The sequence below is a fragment of the Metabacillus sediminilitoris genome (genome assembly GCF_009720625.1).
Lineage (GTDB): Bacteria > Bacillota > Bacilli > Bacillales > Bacillaceae > Metabacillus > Metabacillus sediminilitoris.
Genome location: NZ_CP046266.1, coordinates 1,832,155 through 1,853,225 on the forward strand (window position 1 = coordinate 1,832,155; position 21,071 = coordinate 1,853,225).

The 21,071-nt window shown below is 37.0% G+C and carries 15 protein-coding genes and 1 pseudogene; 13 read left to right on the forward strand and 3 right to left on the reverse strand.

What is annotated here, in order from left to right; translation table 11 throughout:
* Positions 1-4: 4 nt before the first annotated feature.
* The 3 genes from GMB29_RS08845 to GMB29_RS08855 all read left to right on the forward strand — a co-directional run bounded on the left by GMB29_RS08845 (position 5) and on the right by GMB29_RS08855 (position 2,762).
* Positions 5-1,063, forward strand: a complete 1,059-nt coding sequence (locus tag GMB29_RS08845; protein ID WP_136351623.1) for an LLM class flavin-dependent oxidoreductase — start codon at positions 5-7, stop codon at positions 1,061-1,063.
* Positions 1,064-1,206: 143 nt separating this feature from the next.
* Positions 1,207-2,256, forward strand: a complete 1,050-nt coding sequence (locus GMB29_RS08850; protein WP_136351621.1) for a DUF3231 family protein — start codon at positions 1,207-1,209, stop codon at positions 2,254-2,256.
* Between the two features lie 41 nt (positions 2,257-2,297).
* Positions 2,298-2,762, forward strand: a complete 465-nt coding sequence (locus GMB29_RS08855) for a hypothetical protein (RefSeq protein WP_136351620.1) — start codon at positions 2,298-2,300, stop codon at positions 2,760-2,762.
* 356 nt (positions 2,763-3,118) lie between these two features.
* Here the strand turns inward: GMB29_RS08855 and GMB29_RS08860 are convergent, their stop codons facing one another.
* Together GMB29_RS08860 and GMB29_RS08865 are read right to left on the reverse strand one after the other, a co-directional pair.
* Positions 3,119-4,486 carry an MFS transporter gene (locus tag GMB29_RS08860; protein ID WP_227551619.1) on the reverse strand — a complete coding sequence of 456 codons (1,368 nt, stop codon included), beginning with the start codon at positions 4,484-4,486 and terminating at the stop codon, positions 3,119-3,121.
* Positions 4,487-4,695: 209 nt separating this feature from the next.
* A complete protein-coding gene (locus tag GMB29_RS08865; protein ID WP_136351618.1) occupies positions 4,696-5,610 on the reverse strand; it encodes a LysR family transcriptional regulator in 915 nt (304 codons plus the stop codon).
* A 198-nt stretch (positions 5,611-5,808) separates the two neighbouring features.
* Between GMB29_RS08865 and GMB29_RS08870 the strand changes: the two genes are divergently transcribed.
* Both GMB29_RS08870 and GMB29_RS08875 read left to right on the forward strand, forming a co-directional pair.
* Complete coding sequence (locus GMB29_RS08870) at positions 5,809-6,399, forward strand: TetR/AcrR family transcriptional regulator (protein WP_136351616.1); 591 nt, start codon at positions 5,809-5,811, stop codon at positions 6,397-6,399.
* Positions 6,400-6,466: 67 nt separating this feature from the next.
* A complete protein-coding gene (locus tag GMB29_RS08875) occupies positions 6,467-7,822 on the forward strand; it encodes an MFS transporter (RefSeq protein ID WP_319941493.1) in 1,356 nt (451 codons plus the stop codon).
* 533 nt (positions 7,823-8,355) lie between these two features.
* Here GMB29_RS08875 and GMB29_RS08880 read toward each other — a convergent pair.
* The gene (locus GMB29_RS08880; protein ID WP_136351612.1) at positions 8,356-9,204 is read right to left on the reverse strand and encodes an AraC family transcriptional regulator; all 849 of its coding nucleotides are present in this window, start codon (positions 9,202-9,204) and stop codon (positions 8,356-8,358) included.
* A gap of 125 nt (positions 9,205-9,329) precedes the next feature.
* On the opposite strand from GMB29_RS08880, the gene GMB29_RS08885 reads away from it, so the two are divergent.
* From GMB29_RS08885 to GMB29_RS08920, 8 genes and pseudogenes are all read left to right on the forward strand, one after another.
* Complete coding sequence (locus GMB29_RS08885; protein ID WP_136351610.1) at positions 9,330-10,325, forward strand: Gfo/Idh/MocA family protein; 996 nt, start codon at positions 9,330-9,332, stop codon at positions 10,323-10,325.
* A 19-nt stretch (positions 10,326-10,344) separates the two neighbouring features.
* Positions 10,345-11,286, forward strand: coding sequence for an aldo/keto reductase (locus GMB29_RS08890; protein ID WP_136351608.1), 942 nt, complete (start codon positions 10,345-10,347; stop codon positions 11,284-11,286).
* A 1,653-nt stretch (positions 11,287-12,939) separates the two neighbouring features.
* A pseudogene (locus GMB29_RS08895) lies at positions 12,940-13,884 on the forward strand (glycoside hydrolase family 172 protein).
* A gap of 31 nt (positions 13,885-13,915) precedes the next feature.
* A complete protein-coding gene (locus GMB29_RS08900; RefSeq protein WP_227551622.1) occupies positions 13,916-15,256 on the forward strand; it encodes an ABC transporter substrate-binding protein in 1,341 nt (446 codons plus the stop codon).
* 116 nt (positions 15,257-15,372) lie between these two features.
* Positions 15,373-16,263, forward strand: coding sequence for a carbohydrate ABC transporter permease (locus GMB29_RS08905; RefSeq protein WP_136351606.1), 891 nt, complete (start codon positions 15,373-15,375; stop codon positions 16,261-16,263).
* Positions 16,264-16,284: 21 nt separating this feature from the next.
* On the forward strand, positions 16,285-17,172 hold the full coding sequence (locus tag GMB29_RS08910) for a carbohydrate ABC transporter permease (protein WP_136351604.1): 888 nt from the start codon (positions 16,285-16,287) through the stop codon (positions 17,170-17,172).
* Between the two features lie 306 nt (positions 17,173-17,478).
* On the forward strand, positions 17,479-19,224 hold the full coding sequence (locus GMB29_RS08915; RefSeq protein WP_136351602.1) for a sensor histidine kinase: 1,746 nt from the start codon (positions 17,479-17,481) through the stop codon (positions 19,222-19,224).
* Positions 19,225-19,233: 9 nt separating this feature from the next.
* Positions 19,234-20,778 (forward strand): response regulator transcription factor, encoded by a 1,545-nt coding sequence (locus GMB29_RS08920; RefSeq protein ID WP_136351601.1) that lies wholly within the window; start codon positions 19,234-19,236, stop codon positions 20,776-20,778.
* The last annotated feature ends 293 nt before the right edge of the window (positions 20,779-21,071 follow it).

Consider the following 21,071-nt stretch of genomic DNA (forward strand, 5'->3'; position numbering starts at 1 on the left):
TTTTATGGAAATTGGCATAAGCACGTTTGTCGAAACAACACCAGATGTAGAAACAGGTAAGGTCATAAGTCATGCTCAAAGGATACGAGAAGTTGTCGAGGAAATCATTCTGGCCGATCAGGTAGGGTTAGATGTTTTCGGTGTCGGGGAACATCATCGTAAAGATTATGCGGCATCCTCTCCTGCAGTCGTCCTATCTGCAGCAGCATCACAGACGAAACGGATCCGTTTAACAAGTGCGGTAACAGTCCTATCTTCAGCAGACCCAGTCCGAGTGTTTCAGGACTTTGCTACGCTTGACGCAATCTCGAATGGACGAGCAGAAATCATGGCGGGGCGCGGTTCGTTTATCGAATCTTTTCCACTGTTTGGCTATGATTTAAAAGACTATGATGAGCTGTTCGAGGAGAAGCTGGAGTTGTTGTTGAAAATACGGGAGTCGGAGAAAGTGACATGGAAAGGCGGACATCGCCCGGCGATTCAAAACCTCGGTGTGTACCCGCGCCCTGTTCAGAATCCTTTGCCGGTATGGATTGGCAGCGGTGGTAATTCTGATTCTGTTATCAGGGCAGGACTTCTTGGACTGCCTCTCGTTCTAGCCATTATCGGCGGAAGTCCGCTCCAATTTGAGCCGCTCGTACAGTTATACAAAAAGGTCGCTGCACATGCAGGTCATGACATCTCCAAATTGCCTGTTGCATCACATTCACATGGTTTTGTGGCCGAAGAGACCGAAGTAGCAGCAGATAAGTTTTTCCCGCCGACCCAACAGGCCATGAATGTTTTAGGACGTGAGCGCGGTTGGGGTTCATACACTCGGGCAAGCTTTGATGCAGCCCGGAGCTTTGAAGGAGCATTGTATGTTGGTGATTCAAAAACAGTTGCCGAAAAAATCATTCACCTTCGAAAAAACGTCGGTATCACACGCTTTATGCTTCACGTACCGGTTGGAACAATGCCTCATAATGATGTCATGAAATCCATCGAATTGTTAGGGCAAGAAGTGGCACCGATGGTTCGCAGTGAAATAGCAAAATGGGAAGCTGAGGGGGAAGGGAATTAACCACTATCCAAATAGCTTGGAATTTATTCCAAGCTATTTTTATTGTTCTAACAATCGTTTCGATTCTGTAAAATTTTAGGATTCCTCTAATATTTTAACGAAAGATACAAATAATAGTCTTATTAATAGCTTTGGAGGATAACATGAATAAGAACTCATTCATCGAAAAACAAAACGCTGAGTGTCAACTACACAAGCAGTTATCTTCTTCGGAATTAGCTGACTTATTTAACAATTATCTTGGTGACTCTTTGTTTAGTTGTATGTTTCAACACTTTCTTCAAGTTGTAGAAGATGAAGAAGTTAGAAAGTATGTTGATTATTCTTTATCAATTTCAAGTAGGCATGTTCAAGAAATTCAAGCTCTTTTTAAGAAGGAACATATTCCAGTTCCTGTTGGGTTTGGTGAACAGGATATTCGAAAAGATGCACCACGCCTTTTTAGTGATATGTTCATGGTTTTTTATATTGTTCAGATGTCGAGTTCGGGGTTGTATACTTATGGAAATGCTTATTCATGTTCAACACGACAAGATAGTATGAATTATTTTCGAAACTGTTTAAATGATACAGCCGAAATTTATGAAAAAGGCGTTCATTTATTACTTGCAAAAGGTATGGACATTAGTTTTCCAATGATCCCCTATCCGAAAAAAATTGATTTTGTCGAGAAAAAATCCTTCATTTCCATGATTACAGGAAGGGATAGACCACTAACAGCCAATGAAATAAAGCATTTGCAATATAACATAAATTCAAACATATTAGGAAAATCTCTTATGCTAGGGTTCAGTCAGGTGGCATCTTCAGATAAAATTCGAAGCTATTTTCAAAAAGGTGCTCAACTATCCAGCAATCAAATCCAAAGCTTTGCTGAACATTTAATCAATCAAGACCTCCCTGTACCTAAGGTGTTGGATGAACATATTACAGATTCAACGACATCTCCTTTTTCAGATAAACTCATGATGTATCATAATTCATTAGCAGGAAGTATAGCAGTCCAAAATTTCGGTGCTGCCCTTTCACAAATGTTACGACATGATTTAGCAGCAGAGTTCGTGAAATTAATACCGTTAATTGGAAAATTTAACAATGACGGCTTAAACATGATGATTGAGAACGGATGGTTTGAAGAACCATTTACAGCAGCTGATCGAGAAGCACTTGCGAAATCTTCAAATAGAAATTAATCTGATCACTTTAATTAATAAAGAAAGTAGGATTAGAAAATGTGAATAAGGATGCGATCGAAAGATTATTCTGGTCCATCGCCTTTCCGGGTTTTGGACAACTTCTAAATCGTAAATATGTTAAAGGAATATTGTTTATTTTTCTCGAATTTACTGTAAATGTCTTTGCGAACTTTAATAGTGCAATCATGTCGAGTTTTCAAGGGGACATTCAAAAATCAATAGAGCAACTAAATTTCCAATGGATTATGTTTTATCCTTGTTTATATTTTTTCTCGATGTGGGATGCCGTTAAGGATGCTAATAAAGAAAGTGAGAATTCGAATCTTTTATTTCTCCCATTTGTCTTTTCCGCCTATTTTGTAACTGTTGGAGTAATGTACTCGACGAAATTGGAAATCTTCGGTGTGTTGTTAGGACCGATTTTTTTACCAATGGTATTTGTCATACCAGGTGTCTTGATTGGGCTAATGATAAAAAAAATCATCGTAAAGTTTGGTAAATAAATTTGATGGGGTAGATTAGGATTTGCATAGAAAATAAATCTAAACATTAAGGGCTGTCCTAAACGATTGGACAGCCTGTCTTATGCCTTTTATTATTGTGGTGCCTTGAAACGGAGCATAAGGAGGGGGGCGAACTTGCTATTTGGTTTTTGGAAGAATAAATGTGAGATCTGTAACAGGAAAATAAGTCGGTTGCGAAAATATATCAATGATAGAGGTAAAATCATCAAGGTATGCCTGCCTTGTTCGGAGTATGCAGAAAGACGGGCATTTAAGCTGAAAAGATAGTGGTTTTTTGAACTTTTTTTGGGTACTTAGTGCCTGTCCGCGATTTCATCTAGGAACAGGCACCATTTTCAATAATCAGCTGCTTTTTTTAATACGATATCTTCATGTTGAGAAACAACTAGTTTATCATAACTGCCGTATCTTTCTTGAACAAATAATAGGGCGATACCGCCAAGAATACTTGGAATGGCAAAGGCCATAAATGCATTTTGCGGCTCTGAGTTTATGACTAAAAGCAGCCCGACGAGAATTGGAGCAAGAATGGAACCAATCCGCCCAACCCCGACAGTTACCCCGACACCAGTCGAACGAATCTCTTTCGGATAAAACTCGGAGATATACGGATTTACTAGATTTTGCGTTCCGACAGTGCATGCGCCGCCAATGGCAATTAATACATACAGCATCACGATGTTGGATGTCATACTAAGAGAAACGAAGGTTATCGCACCAAGCAAATACATCAATAACAGGACTTTTCGATGGCCGATTCGGTCAACGAAATAACCTCCAAGCAATGATCCTCCAATTTGACCGACCCCTAACACAAGATTGAATGATAGACTAGAAGATAGCCCATAGCCAGAAGCCTGCATAATTTTAGGTAGCCACGTATTTAAACCATAAACCATCAGCAAACAACTGAACACCATGATCCAAAAAGCGAGCGTGCTAATGGTGCGTTGATTAGCAAACAACTTTTTAACTGGAAAACCTTTCGCACTTTCTTTCGTACGTGCATATTCATAATCATCTGTTTCTTTGTAATTTCCATTCGGATCTACTTGATTTAATATGTTTGCCAGTTTATCTCCCTGTTTGCGTAAAATGTAATAAGAAAGAGATTCAGGGAATTTTTTCATAAAAATAGGCAAGGTGAAAAGTGGAATAATACCGAGCCAATACAACAATCTCCAGCCAAAATCCTCCAATATGTACATGCCCATAAGAGAAGCGAGTATGCTTCCTATAGAATAGCCGCAATACATGGTTGCGACAATAAGAGCACGGCTCTTTTTGGGCGAATATTCAGTCATTAAAGCGATGACGTTTGGCATAAGCCCGCCCATACCAAGAGATGCGATAAAGCGCATGATCGTAAAAATCAGAATACTCGGTGCAAGACCGGCCAAAAGTGTAAACACACTGAATAAAAACATGCAAATCGCCAATACTTTTTTGCGGCCGACAGCATCTGCTAACGGACCAAAGATAAACGCACCGAGCATCATGCCTACAAGGGTATAGCTTCCGACTGCCCCAGCCTCAACAACTGTTAAGCCGAAGTCTTCCATCATTAACGGCAAACCTACCCCATACATTGCGATATCAAAACCATCGAATGCAAGAGCATAAACACACCATAGAAAAATAAATAAATGAAAACGATTAAATTTACTACGAGCCATTACTTCAGATGCATTAATCTTATGCACTCTTCACTACCTCCTTTTGATAAGAGGGTAGAGCGATCATCAACTTTTTATAGAAGTTGTGTCCCCCCTGTGCATGTCTATACCATGTTGAAATTGTTTTTGTTCTCATGATCTTCACTCCCTCTATGTTGAATGTGATTAATCATAGCACGGAGATTGGATATAGAGTAACAGTTAATAATTATCATCAGTTATAGAAAAAAGCTATATCAAGATGCAGTATAATAATCGATAATTTGCTTTAATTCCTCCAAATAAATGTTGGCCATTCTGCTCAGCCTTGTTTTTTTATGAACAATCCAGCCAACCGTAATGGTCTCGTCTACATCAAGCGGCACAGAAACAATGTTAGAACCATTCAAATCTGTACTTAAAACACCTGTTGAAATCGTATAGCCATTAAGCCCAATCAATAAATTAAACAATGTGGCCCTGTCACTGACTTGAATGCTTTTTTTACGAGGAATCGTACTGAACATTTCTTCTGCATAATAAAAAGAATTATATTCTCCCTGTTCAAAGGAAAGTCGGGGATAGGCATCTAAATCTTCTAACGATACCGATAATCTAGAGGCAAGCGGGTTTTGGGCGCTAATAAAGATATGCGGTTTCGCTTCAAAAAGCGGATGGAAGTCCAAGCCTTCTTCCTTCATGATTTGAGTCATGACTTTTTCATTAAATGAACTGAGATACAAAATACCGATCTCACTGCGCAGATTTTTGACATTTTCAATAATTTCATAGGTTCTCGTTTCACGTAACGTGAATTGATACTCGGATGCGCCATGTTTTTTAATCATCTCAACAAATGCATTAACAGCGAACGCATAATGCTGTGTGGAGACTGAAAACAATTGCTGGGAAGGCGATGCATCAAAATAGCGCCGCTCAAGCAGCTCAGCTTGTTCGACAACTTGGCGTGCATAGCCAAGAAATTCTGCACCATCCCTTGATAGAGTGATGCCTTTTGATGTCCTCAGAAAAATATCAATGCCAAGCTCTTTCTCAAGATCTTTCACCGCTTTTGATAAGCTTGGCTGTGTCATATAAAGACGGCGTGCCGCCTCATTGATAGAGCCGCAAAGGACAATTTCAATTACATATTTAAGTTGTTGCAATGTCACTTCTTAATCCCCCTTTTTCTTATTAATAGTATATAGGAAGTAGATTAAATGAGAAATAGAAAACGAGAGTGGGGACTTTCCTCTAATGGGGTAACATGTTGTGAATTAGAACAAGCTGTTGTTTGACATATTTTTGAAAATAGCATACATTAATGTTAGTCAGTACTGACATTCTTAGAAGGGATTGAACTAGTAGTCATGGTTTCAAATCGAAAACAGGATACAACAGAAAAAATCATTACTGCCGCGATAGACCTTTTTTCTAAAAATGGATATAACGGGGTTACAACAGAGGAAATTGCAAAGGAAGCTGGCTTTAGTGAAAAAACGCTATTTAGACATTTTCAAAGTAAGCAAAACTTATTAGAGCAAGCAATTGACCGATATCATTATGCTGAGGAAATGCGTGCCATTTTTGATAGTAAACTCACCTGGAACCTCAAGGAAGATTTACTGTTAATTAGCCAGAATTATCATAGAATTATGCATCGGAACCGAAAAATGCTCCGAATCATTATGAAAGTAGGGGAAAATGTTCCTGGTTTGCACCAGTATTCACACAGACACCCTCAGGCATTAAAAGATTTTTTAACTAACTATTTTGCAGAAATGAAAAATAGAAAAAAAATGGTTCCCTTTGATGCAGAGCAAATTGCGATTACCTATCTTTATATGAATTTTGGATTAGCACATGGAAGAATGAACGAAGACCCTGCATTTACTGATGAAAGGTTCGCGAAATTAATTGAAGAAAGTGTTGCATTATTTACTAGGGGATTAACTCCCTAGTATGTTTTTTACTTCCAAATGTCAGTCAGTACAGACTTTCTTTTAATTGGCAAAGGAGGAATTAATGATGGAAAACATGATAAAAAAGCAAGCGAGTGAAAAGTTATTAATTATTATGATGCTTACGGTCACTTTTTCGTCTATGAGTATATTACTCTTCAACTTTGTTCTTCCTCTCATAAGCGAAGAATTTCAGCTTACAAATTCTCAAGTAAGCTGGGTTACTTCGGCCTATACCCTTATATATGGGATTGGAACAGCGATTTATGGAAAATTAGCAGATCGGTATAAACTGAAAAATTTATTAACCTTTGGTTTAATTCTTTTTAGTTTCGCGTCATTACTAGGTTTCTTTTCTACATCCTATTGGCTTTTGCTAGTTGCGAGGTGTTTACAAGCAGCTGGCGCGGCGACGATTCCTGCAACTGCGACTCTTATTCCAATACGATATTTTCCTATTGAACGAAGAGGTACAGCGATGGGGACGGTGTTTGTAGGAACAGCTTTAGGTAGTGCACTTGGCCCTGTTATTTCTGCATTAGTTGTCAGTGTTGTGGATTGGCGTTGGCTTTTCTGCATCCCTCTATTCCTTCTTTTGACATTGCCGTTTTATTTGAAATATTTAGGAGATGAGGAAGGAGCCGACACGGATCTTGATTGGTTAGGCGGAGCATTATTAGCCTTAACAGTTACCCAAGTTTTATTAGGTGTAACGAGCAACGCAGGATGGTTTATCGGGGGGATTGTTGCTTCGCTTTTATTCATCATTCGAATTCACTCTGCGAAGCATCCTTTTGTTCACCCCGAGTTATTTAAGAACAAAAAATATTCATCTAATTTAGTGTTAGCGTTTTTAATAACAGGAATTGGTTATTCACTATTTTTTCTAACTCCTTTATTTCTAGCAGATGTACAAAAACTCCCTACTAGCTTGATTGGATTCGCGATGGTACCCGCTGCTGCTGCATCGGCCATATTGAATAGACAAGGTGGAAAGCTTACGGATTCGAAGGGAACATCCTATTTATTCTTTCTTGCATCAAGTTTATTAATAGTATGTTTTTTCCTGCTTTCAACTTTAATCGATTCGAATGCTTGGTTCATCGCGCTATTTCTAATCTTTGGCAATGTCGGCCAATCGTTTATGATGATTGTCATGTCTAAATCGATCTCAATAACATTGCCAAAGGAGAATGCAGGTGTTGGAATGGGTCTGCTAATGATGCAAAATTTCATTTCAGGCTCTATTGCAATCGGGATATACGGGAGGGCCGTTGATATTGAAGCAAGTAGTTCGTGGAATCCATTTCTACAGTCATCAATGGGTACTATATACAGTAACATTTTCTTTGTATTGGCTATCTTACATGTTGTTATTTTGATTGTTTACAAGTTAAAGAGGAATAAAATCCTTAAGGATTAATTCCTCATAATTGATACTAGCAAATGCCTGTTGAAAAGAAAGGAATTGGAGGCACAAAAATACGTTCACTAGCTAATTGGGTAATTTAGCATCAATTAATTGAAAAGTGAAAAAGGCGACTTTGCTTAACATTTTTTTATATGCCTAAATTGTTTGTATTAAACGAAACAGGTGGATATTTAATAATCGTAACGCGCCCTTTGGAACGATTCTTAACGCAAAAAACGTGTGTTTATGATTCTTCCAGAAGGGCGCTTTTTGCGTAATCGGCCAAACGGGTGTTGACATGCTGAAAGAGCAACGTTGGAAAGAGGGGGTTTTTTAAGCATTGGTTGGTTATATTACCTATACTTAGCTTTTGGATTTCTAGAAGTTTTTCACTATATCTTTTTATTGAACACAAAAGGCTGTCCTCTTGAAACTGTACAGCTCTGCGGCAATGAGGCAGAGTTTCAAAAGGTGATTGGAGACTGAGAAGTGCTATATGCCGATTAACTGAACTGATTCGAATGAAAGGGGGAACAAAGACCTTCCTACTTTTGTGTTTTAAAAGGATACAGCTGCCGGTAATCGGTAGGTGTCATTCCTTCATGTTCTAAAAAGCGTTTATTAAAATAGCTTATACTCGGATAGCCTGCTTTTAGTGCAATTTCTTTAATCGTCATTTCCTTATTGTCCAGTAGCCATTGTTTGCTCATTTGAAGACGGCATAATGTAATAAATGCCATTGGTGTCATTTGTGTAGCCCGTTTAAAAAGGCGGCAAAAATAATAAGTGCTCACACCTGCTTGTTCTGCCCAGAAATCCAATTCGAATGGTTCACAAGCTTTACTTTGCATCAAGGGCAGCAAAGATTGAATTCGATCATCTAATTCTTGCTTTCGATCAGAAGTCCGTGGCATCACATTTGTAATAAACTCCATTAAGAAAGTATAGGTAAGGGTGGACAAGCGGGACAAATGCAGAAAACTATTTTTCTCTGCTTCAAGGAGAAGCTGTTCATGTGCTTCTTCTAATGGTTGGATATGTTGTACATTCCAAAGCGAATGGCGATGAAACCCTTTTTTCGATAAAAATGGATGGAGGACACTTCCATAAAAATGAACCCATCGAATATTCCACGGATCATCATGGCTGCTGTAATAACGTTGTTCCTGTATAGGAAAATACAAAAAAGCATCCCCGCGCTTTAAGGAAAATTGTTTTCCGTCAATTTCTACAAAACCAGATCCAGAAACAACGAAGTGGATACTAAAGTTATTAAGCGTTCCCACTGTCCGGTCTACCAGATGTTTGGGCTCATCCCAATACCATCCGATTGATTCGGGAAGAACCATATATTCATGATCATGGAGTGTTGGTAATAAATATTGTCTTTGCATTCGCAATCACTCTTTTCATAGCAATATTGTTTCATATGGAGGGCAAAAAGATTTCATTTTTATTTTATTATGAGTTTAATATAATGACAATATACTATTATGTTTATGTAAAGGAGAGGAACGGAATGAAAAAAATTCGTTGGGGTATTATTGGGTGCGCCGGTATTGCGAAGCGCTCGGTTATACCAGGAATCCAGCAATCTGAAACAGGCGAAGTCACTGCGATCGCTAGTCGCGGATTGGAAAAGGCCATGCAAACAGCTCAACAATTGAATATACCGACAGCTTATGGTAGTTATGAAGAATTACTTGCTGATCCTACTATTGAAGCCGTTTACATTCCTCTGCCTAACCATCTGCATAAAGAATGGGCTATCCGTGCAGCAGAAGCCGGCAAACATGTATTATGCGAAAAGCCATTAGCGATCAATGCAGATGAAGCACAAGAAATGGTAGAGGCTGGCGAAAAAGCTGGCGTTGTATTTGCTGAAGCATTTATGTACCGATATCATCCACGGTATAACTCAATTCGTGACATTATTAAATCGGGTGAAATTGGAGAGCTTCGCGGAATTCATGGCACATTTACCTTTAACAATTCAATGGACATGAACAATGTTCGTTATAAACAAGAATGGGGCGGTGGCTCGTTATATGATGTTGGTGTTTATCCGATTAGTGCAGCACGCATGTTGTTAAACGAAGAGCCGCAAGCAGCAACTGTACATGCTTTATTTTCTGAAGAGCACGATCATGTAGATATGATGGCCTCTGGCATTTTAGAGTTTAATCGCGGTGTAGCTTTAACCTTTGATTGCGGAATGTGGGCAGATTTCAGAAATACGCTTGAAGTTTTGGGAACAGAAGGACGAATTGAAGTTCCTAGTGCTTTTGTCGTTAATCAGGATGAACGAGATAACTTTTTTGTATATACAAAAGATGGGCGTAGAGAAGTGAAAGTCCCTCACATAAACCAATACTCATTGCAAGCAGATGCATTAGGAAGAAGCATTCGGAACGGAGATCCACTTCCTTTTCCAGCGACCGATGCCGTCCTGAATATGAAAGTTTTGGATGCATGTTTACTTTCAGCAAGAGAACGCCGTCGTGTTGAAATTTAACTAATTGGAGGTCAATACAATGAATGCGATTACAGTTCCAGGTTTATCAAAACCAATAACGACTCTTATTCAAGGCTCTGATTATTTTAGGCCTAGTATTTATGAAAAAGTTTGCAATGTGCTGGACCGTTATTTTGCAATAGGCGGGAATACGATTGACACAGCCCATGTTTACTGTGGCGGGGAGAGTGAACTGGCTATTGGCCAATGGATGAAAGACCGAAACAATCGTGAAGATATTGTCATATTGACGAAAGGGGCTCACCACGACAAGAATGGCCCTCGGGTAAATCCTGAAGAAATTTCAAAGGATCTTTTTGAGAGCTTAGAAAGACTCGGAACAGATTATATCGATTTATATGCATTGCATCGTGATGACCCGAATGTCCCGGTTAGCGTCCTTATCGATGCCTTAAATGAACATATTGCCGCTGGAAGAATTAAGGCGATTGGCGGGTCGAATTGGACGGTTCAACGGTTGCAGGAAGCGAATGAATATGCGGCTTCTAATGGGTTAGTCGGGTTTACTTTTAGTAGTCCAAATTTAAGTTTAGCCAAAGCGAAAGAACCATTTTGGGCAGGCTGTGTATCAGCTGATGCCGCTGATTGTGAGTGGCATGAAAAATATCAGCTCCCAATTTTATCGTGGTCATCCCAAGCAAGAGGTTTCTTTACAGGTCGCTTCACGCCGGAAGATCATAGCAATGAAGATCTTGTACGCGTTTTCTACAGTGATGACAACTGGGAACGTCTGCGTCGCGCTGAACAATTGGCAAAAGAAAAGGGTGTCAGCACCATTCAAATTGCTCTTGCCTATGTGCTCAATCAACCATTTCCGGCATGTGCCCTTATCGGTGCTCAAAATGAAGTTGAGTTGATTTCTTGTTATGAAGGCTCCAACATTGTTTTAACCCGAGAAGAGATAAGTTGGTTAGAACACGTTGAAAGTAGTGTGAGATAAACATTCATGGAATCATATGTAAGCAAGCAATTTTAATAGAGGCGCCATCCGAGGATATAACGGATGGCGATTTGTTCTGGTCATTGGTAAAGAAAGTATACATTAAGTCTTTCCCTTTATAATTTAGCTGGGTAAAACTAATTAACATTGGAGGTAATATTTTTTTATTTCATCCCATTTGGTTGATTTTTCGTTTTTCTTACAGAAAAACTCCTTAATTAAAGTTACTTCTCTAGGGCTTTTTCTGTCATTATCAATTGAAGTATTTCAATACATATATTCAACTGGCAGAATCAAATATTTAAAACAATTGGAGCTTTTTTAGGAGCTATTAAATACTTATCTATCCTTATCTCCTTTATAACAATTGCTTTGTACTCGATAGTAATAGTAGGATCTAACTAAGAAAAAATTTCAATACTGTGAATAAAGATTATAATTATAATCATTTGGATCACAATTAATCAAATCATCATCATATGTCAGAATAAAACTATGAACAAAATAATGCACAAGTGTTTTTTTGAAATAGAAGCTTTAATAAAAGATAGTTACTTGGACAAAAATAAAGTCCTAAAAAACCAAGTAACTCTTTCATTTTAATCGAAATGTTTAAAATCAAATCCCTCATCTGTCTCTTCCGCCAACCACCAATGCATGGTACTATATATGTTTAGTTTTCAAACTCTTACTTAATTCACAAACAAAAAAATGGGAACAATACAGTTCCCAGCTTAACTAAATATTCGCTAACCAACTTCTCTATAATTAAATTTACTACATTACAAAATATTCATTACTACTCAAGAACCTCGGGCTTTTTAATCTTTAATATAAACCAAACAATGATAAAGGTACTCGGTTTCCTATTACATATATACAATATTCTTGATCACTTTGAACTTCAGAAAGATATCCTCTATTGAAAAGTTTTTCAAGATACAAAATTACATCAATATATTTTGGGTCTACCTGTATAATAATCTCTTAAATCTTACAATAAGAATACCAATGGTTACCAAATTAAATTACAGGAATTAGAAATCTGGGACCGATAAAAGGAAGAGAAAAGGAATTGATTTTAAGTTCTTTGAACAATAAGTGTTTATTATGTAAAAGGAAAATAAGTCGTTTGTGAAATAATATGAATGATAAAGGAAGGACCAAAAAGGCATTCTGCCATGTTCTGTCCAAGAGTATGTAGAATGTCAAAATTATAAATGGGACTTTTTGAGGAAGCTGGAGTTGTTATAAAAATACAGGAGTCGGAGAAGGAATCTACCATCAACTTAAGTTCTAAATATATCTAACCTCATCTAAATATATTGGAATTTTCTAAAAATTAATCATCATCTACAATAAAACTATAGAAAGTAACAGTGAGGTGATGAGGAAAGAAGCAGTAGAGATTATTTTAAAATGTAAGCGTGTTCAGTTAGGGAGAACTATATTATTGATGGGGGGATGTAAACGATGAATGTATGGCAGCCGAATAGTCCATTAGGAGGACTGCCATTTATTAAGAATGCAAGCTCAAAGTGAGAATCTAGTTATGACCGTACAGGTGGTAATAGAGATTTTAAAGAAGTAGAACCAGGTGAAACAGCAGTCATGGCTGATATTAAGGGTGCTGGTTGTATTAAACATATTTGGATGACGACAAGATGCTATGCCGAACAATACTTACGTAAGTTAGTTTTAGAAATGTATTGGGACGGTGAAGAAAATCCTAGTGTGAGAGTACCTTTAGGTGATTTCTTTGGAATTGGGCACGCAACATGCAAGCATTATGTATCATTACCATTGAGCATGGTGATGGGGGAAAGAAGAGGACCAAAGGGACCTTTTGCAGCTTCGATGAACAGTTATTTCTCGATGCCATTTGGAGATGGTGCAAGAATTCAATTAATAAATGAAAGTGAAAGCAGAATTGAAAACTTATTTTATTACGTAGATTACGAGAGTTATGATAGTAGTGACCAAATTCCTGATGATGTTGGAAGGTACCATGCAACATGGAATCGGGAAAATCCTTGTCAAAAAGTCGTTCATCCAAAAGAAATGGATAAACCCGCACCATGGGAGCTGCCAGGTAAAAATACAACCGGAGATGACAATTATGTCATATTGGATACAGAAGGAAAAGGTCATTAAGGTTGTGTATTAAATATCGATAATTTTGATGCATCAAATCAGGAATTCACTTGGCCGGGTGAGGGTGATGATATGTTTTTCATTGATGGAGAAGAATGGCCGCCATCACTGCATGGAACAGGCACAGAAGATTACTTTAATGCAGCATGGGGTTTTCCAAGTGGAGAATATGCTGGTCCATATCATGGTATTTCTTTAGGAAGTGATGTTCAGGAGCATTTTGGCTTATGGAGTTTATATCGATTTCATATAGAGGATCCGATTCGTTTTTCAACATCCATTCGTGCAACAATTGAACATGGTCATGCCAATGATCAAGGAAATGATTATTCGAGTGTTGCCTATTGGTATCAGCTTGAACCACATAAGCCATTACCAAAGCTTCCAAACGTAAAAGATCGACTTCCAAGAAGATGGCCTGAACATGGGCTGTGGGATAAGTAAGCCAAAATGAAACCTTTAGGGGGCATGTATCGTGAGGAAGAAAAAAGGAATTCTTAGCGGGATATCATTATTACTTATTCTATCGATGTCTTTATATGGTTGTTCAGGTAGTGAGGTTGCAGGAGAGAAAGAGAAGGTTGATGAAAAATCTCTCACTGTACTTGTAGAGGGAGGAAGCCCTGCATTTACAGTTGCAAAAGAAACAGCTGAAGAATTCAAAGAAAAAACTGGCTACGAAGTAAAGATTGAGTCAGTTCCTTATACAGGAGTTTACGATAAATTAAAAGCGGAAGTCGCTTCACAGGCGGGGGCATTTGATGTAGCTACAATTGATATATTATGGTTTCCGGCTTTAGCCTCAGGATTGCTGCCTCTCGATCAGCTTATCACAGATGAGGTGGAAAATGATTTATTCCCAGGATTAGTAGAAGGTGGCAGCTATCAAGATAAAGTGTATGGAATGCCAGTTTGGACAAATGCAAAGAATTTGATTTATCGAAAAGATTTATTTGAAGATAATCAAAATAAGGCCGATTTTAAAAAGCAGTATGGCTATGAGTTAAGTCCTCCTACAACTTGGGATCAATATAGAGATATTGCTAAATTCTTTACACGTGATACAGATAATGATGGTGAAATCGATATGTATGGCACAACCGTTTTTGGGGCGAATAATGGGGATACAGTTGCTAGCTGGCTTGACCATGCAACACAAGCTGGAACAGAATCATTGGTCATTGACAATGAAAGTGGAGAAGTTCTTGTTAATACAAAACCATATGTTGAATCATTGCAATTTTTAACAGATATGGTAAGCAAAGATAAATCGGTTCCGCCTGGTGCACTGGAAATAGCATCTGCCGAAACGTCTGAGTTGTTCTGGAGCGGGAAGTTAGCCATGATGACGGCATGGGGCCACTTTTATGTACCATCAAATGATCCGAAGCAATCAGATGTAGCCGGAAAGGTTGGAAGTGCACCTATGATTGCCGGCGGTGAAGGGATCGGTGCTGTTCCAGGACCATGGTATCAGGTGATCCCGAACTCTTCGAAGAAACAGGAAATTGCACAGACATATTTAGAGTTTATCTATGAAAAGAATGAGTTATTTATGGAAGCATTGGGAGTAGCCGCAAGAAAGTCTGTTTTCGAAGAATATAGTAAAAAAGAGGGTTACGAGCATTTAGAACCACTTATGACAACATTAAGCGCGAAACAAACCCAAAATAGACCAGAAATTAAGGAATGGCAGCAAATAGAAAGTGAAGCACTGATTCCAGCAGTAGCATATGCTCTTTCAGGGGAAAAAACACCTCAAGAAGCACTCGACTGGGCAGCAGAAATCATTAAAGGAATTATCCCGCCAAAATAAGTAAAAAGATAAAAAATGAACAAGAGATCTCTCTACGAACAGATCGATTCATGTAATAGAGAGATCTCAGGTAGTAAGGAACGAGAGACTTAGTTTACTAGAAAAGAGGCATTTAAATGAAATTAAAAAATGGTGCACTTTCTACCATGTTTTTTATGCCAGCTGCATTATTTATGGGTGTATTTTTGGTTTATCCGATACTTCTCCTCTTAAAGGATAGTTTTTTTCAGATCGATTTAATGAATCCCGCTGCAAGGGAATTTGTTGGATTAGCTAATTATATCGACTCTCTTACTTCAGACCGATTTTTAAAGGCTTTAGGGAACACCGTTGTTTATATCATTGTAGCAGTTGGAGCCGAATTTATAATTGGTCTCATTTTAGCCTTACTATTAAGCAATGCATTTAAGGGGAGTCAGATCATCAGAACCGTATTGCTTAGTCCCTTAATGTTAGCTCCATTAGTTTCAGGGTTAATATGGAAATTTATGCTTAACGATCAGTTTGGAATAATTAACTGGGTTCTTTATAAAATAGGGATTATTTCAGACCCGCATCAAATCCTTTGGTTGTCTGATTCCAGGTTTGCTCTTATTTCAACGATCATTGCTGATATATGGCTAACGACGCCTTTCATTATGTTAGTACTATTAGCTGGAATTCAGGGGATTTCAAAAAGCCTATATGAATCTGCCGATATTGATGGCGCAAATAAATGGCACAAGTTTAGGTATATTACCGTTCCTTCTATAATTCCTGTAGCTTCGGTGGCATTGTTAATTAGAATCATAGATGCTGCAAGAACATTTGATATTGTGTGGGTGTTAACACAAGGAGGACCTGGATTTTCCTCAGAGCTTTTAAGCACATATATGTATAAAACTTTAACTCGTTATGGGCAAGTAGGACAATCAAGTGCGATGGCCGTCATCTTTATTATCATCTTGTTAGTTTTAAGCTCGTTCTTTATTTCAAAAATATGGTCACCAAGGAAAAAGAATGCCTAATGAAAGGTGAGGTGAATAGTGATGAATGATTTACCTTTGCGTAAAACGGAATTATCGAAGCGGATACCTGTGAATGCTGCAAAATTAAAACGAAAGCTATGGCTTATATTTGTTATTGTATTAACCTGTTTACTCGCTTTGTTGTTTCTTGGGCCATATGTTTATCTGCTTTTAACTTCTTTAAAACCTTCAGCAGAGGCGGTTAGTACTCCACCAACATTGTGGCCGTCTACATTTTCTTTTGAAAATTACCGTAATATGTTTGATTACTTACCGGTCGGAAAATATTTCATAAATAGCTTGGTAACAGCTGGTGCAAGTACGATTATTAGTGTCTTAGTAGGAGCATTGGCCGCTTATGGGATTTCTAGATTTACATCTGTTACAGGAAATTACTTTTTATTGTTTACTTTGGTCATCCGAATGGTTCCAATGATCAGCATTGCCATTCCAATGTATATGATTATTAAGGATATGGGTCTACTTGATACTCAATTGGCATTAATCTTGGTTTATACGAGTGTGAATGTCCCATTTGCTATTTGGCTAATGATCGGATTTTTAGATTCTGTTCCAAAAGAGTTCGATGAAGCAGCCCGTATCGATGGATGCAGTTGGCTTGGGGCATTTATCAGAGTGATTCTTCCTGTCTCGCTTCCAGGTCTGGCAACAACCGCAATTTTCACATTTATGCTAGCTTGGAATGATTTCTTATTTTCACTTTTGATGACGAGTACGCAAGCTAAAACAGCTACAGTCGGAATATCAGAATTTTTAACGGCTTATAATCTTGATTTAGGACCTATGACAGCAGCGGCTGTTTCATTTAGTCTCCCGGTTATGATTTTTTCCTTATTCGTCCAGCGTTATATTGTGAGTGGAATGACTTTAGGTGCAGTTAAGGAGTAAATACAGTTCGAAGCGGGGGCTTTCTTATTTGAAGCAAATATGAATCTTAGAGGAAGAAGACTGCTCCCTTCAGCTTTACAACACTTTTTCCTGTAGAGGAACAATAGGAAAATATAAATATATTAAAATTTATGTAAAATGACAACCAAAAGTAAGAGATACAGGTTATAATCATTTTAACGAATATTTTCTAATGATTCAGAAAATGGACAACTCCAATCTTGCTAATTATGCATGAATAGAAAATAAAAATAATGAAAGCGCTTTATTTTATAGTCAAAAATTTTTAGGAAATGGAGATGATCTATGTTTAAATTACTCAGCACAACAGATTCTCCTATTAAACAAAAAATTATCCTACTTGCTTTATTCTCAACATTAATACCATTGCTTGTTATTGGTCCTTTTACTTTTATCCTTTTTAATAAAGCGGTTGAAAACAAAGTATCTGCAACGATCACAAACTTATTAACGATTGCGGATTGGAATATTGATACATTAATAACGGATATTGAGGATATTTCCAATGGCATTTTTTTATCAAATGATATCCGCGGATTTTTGTCTAATCACAAAGTTGGACCAAGTCTTTTTAGAAGTGAAACAGCATCTCGGAATACGTTAAATAATATAAACGTTGTGAATAGGCCTTTTATTCATTCCATTTATATAGGAAATGAAAATCATGGACTATTAAAGATTAATAGAGGTGAAAGCCTTGCTAAAGGTAACGAATATCAGCTTATAAAAGATTCAAGCTTTTATCATCAGTTAATGAATAGCTCTTGGAAGGGAAAATGGTTTAATGGCCATAATATGAGACTTGTCACGGCAGATAAACAACCTCTAATTTTTGGAAGAATGATAAGAAATCTCGACACAATGAATTCAATTGGCATTTTATTAATTAGCATTGATTCACAAATCTTTGAAAGTATGTTTAACGACGTAAAAACAAAGGGGAATATCCTCGTTCTGGACGGAAATCACATCTTATATTCACGAATTGATACTCAAGTCTCCCCCTTGCAAGTGACGAATATGATAGATGGATCAGAAAATAAAGGGACAGTCATCAAAGAAATAGATGGTACAAAGAATATCGTAAACTACCATATAAATGAGAAAACGGGATGGAAAGTTGTTAGTATCATTCCATATGCAAGTGCTGTAAGAGAAGTAAATGAAATACGCACCATAACCATTACCTTATTGATTTTTGGGTTAATTCTCTCCATCATTTTTGCTTTTACACTATCCAGAAAAATCACAAAACAGCTTGGCTTATTGCGTTTGGTTACAGAAAAAATGGAAAAAAGAGAAGTCATTTCAGGTATTGAATTTAACAAAGAAGATGAGATAGGAAAAATAGGAAATCGTTTTGTTGAGATTTACAATCGTAATATTGATTTACAGTTAAAACTATATGAATCTAAGATAAAGGAAAAAGAAGCAGAACTTTTGGCATTACAAAGCCATATTAATCCTCATTTTTTATATAATACGCTAAACACAATTTATTGGATGGCTTTAAAGTTACATGCAAAACCGATAGCAAAGATTGCGATCAGCTTATCGAAAATTTTTAAATTAACGTTAAATGAAGGCAGCCATATAACAACCGTTAAAAATGAATTGGATCAAGTTGAAAGCTATCTGGAAATTCAAAACATTCGATTCGATCACAAAATTAGCTATAGCTTAGAAGTTGATCCTGCCATATTTGAAACAAGAATCATTAAGCTCCTGCTGCAGCCAATTATTGAAAATGCTGTCTACCATGGTTTAGAACAATTAGGCAAAGGCAGGATTATAATAAAAGGTTCTAAACAGGATCATTGTTTACTATTTGAAATCAGTGATAACGGTAAGGGCTTTGATTCCCAAAACTATCATACAAACAAGATGGGTTACGCCTTAAAGAATATAAACGAAAGGTTAAAGCTTCATTATGGTGATGGTTTTGGATTAGAAATTAATAGTGAAATTGGTAAGGGTACAACAGTCTTTCTTAAGGTAGGTCTAGAGGATGAAGGAAAAAACATAGGGTAGGTGTACCATATGTATAAACTTTTAATCGTTGATGATGAAAAGATTGTCATTGAGGGCTTAAAATATGCAATTAATTGGAAGGATTATCATATAGAAATCGTTGGAACTGCCTCGAATGGAAAAGAAGCCCTTCAAAAAATGATTGATACGAAACCTGATATTGTCTTACAAGATATTAGAATTCCCGAAATAAATGGCTTGGATTTAATCAAAGAAACGAAAACCCTTGGGCTCGAAACAGTCTTTATTATGATTAGTGGTTATTCTGAATTTGAATATGCGAAAAGGGCTATTGAACTTGAAGCTCTCGACTATTTAGTCAAACCAATTGAAGTGGATGAAATCATTGCTTCGGTTGAAAAAGCGATTTGTAAAATAAAAAAACGAAACGAAGAAAAGCGAATAGATAAGACGATAAAGCAATATGAAGATGCAATGGAAGAGAAACAGGTCCTTGAATATATGTTAGGTAATCGAAACGTTCAACCTGAAAAAATAAAAGATCTAAAACAGTTTAGCTGTGTTGTGCTGGAAGTAAGAAATATGAAATTGGCAGAACATGATATGGAAGAGAAAATGAATACTCTTAGTTTAGACATTAAAAAAAGATTAACAGAGAGAGGAATAAAGTGTTTTCCTTATAACATGAATCAATCTTTAACAATATTGGTTTCTTTCTCACAAATTTACAACATATCATCCTTTCTTGATGACCTATTTCATCTTGTTCCTATTGAGATGCAATCGAATGTATCAGCTGGAATTAGTCTTACATATTCCAATCTATTAAAAGTGAATCAAGCATATAAAGAGGCAAAGGAATCTGTCAAGATTGGCATTTATTCAGATCAACGGATCACTTATTATGGTGAATTAGAAAATATGAACAATACAATTGGTTCTCCTATTATCACAAAAATCGACCAATACTTCACCTCAAGTCATTTAGATGATGTTTTCGAAATAGATCACTTGATTGATTACATCATCGATTATTCAAAGCAGAATCGACTTCCACCCCAAAAATCAACCTATTTATGCTTTAAGTTGGCTAACAATTTACTTGAATATGTGGAGAATGAATGTGAACTAGATCATTTGATGGGAGATCGCTATGAGGTGTATGAACAATTAAACGCTCAGAACTCTTTGGATGAGATCAGTCATTGGTTAAGGAGTTTAGTTATTAAGATCAAAAATCATATAGAAGATCATAAAGTTTCTTACAATGAAAAACTAATCCTGGATATGAAAAATTACCTAAATACTAACTATAGAGAAACAGTCGTTTTAGAAGATTTAGGCAAGTTTTTTTATAAAAATCCAGCCTATCTTTGCAGCTTATTTTCAAAGTCAGTTGGGAAAACGATTTTTGAATATATTACATTAACAAGAATGAACAACGCAAAAAAATTGTTAAGGACCTCTACTTGTAAAGTGGCAGACGTTGCTGCACAAGTGGGCTATGAAAACCAAAAGTATTTTTATCAAGTGTTCAAAAAAAATGTCGGAATCACTCCTAGTCAATATCGGTCAAAGCATCTTGTAAAATAAGGAAGAGTGAAACTAGAAGATTGTATTCATGTATTGTATTTTATGATTTTGAATTTCTCGAACAATAGGAGGATGCCACTATTTCTGGGCTAGGGCAAGAGCGATCGCTGTGTTATTTTCTGGACGATAATCTAAGATAGATCGTATCTAATGTGAGACAACTAATTTTAAGCAAATGAACCAGACTTAAAAGTTCCCTTAATCTTATTTGTATGAAGGAGAGCACATGTGCTCAGGAAAAATGTTTTTTATTTCATTAGGTATTCGAGAATGAATGTGTTATGCTGTCATTA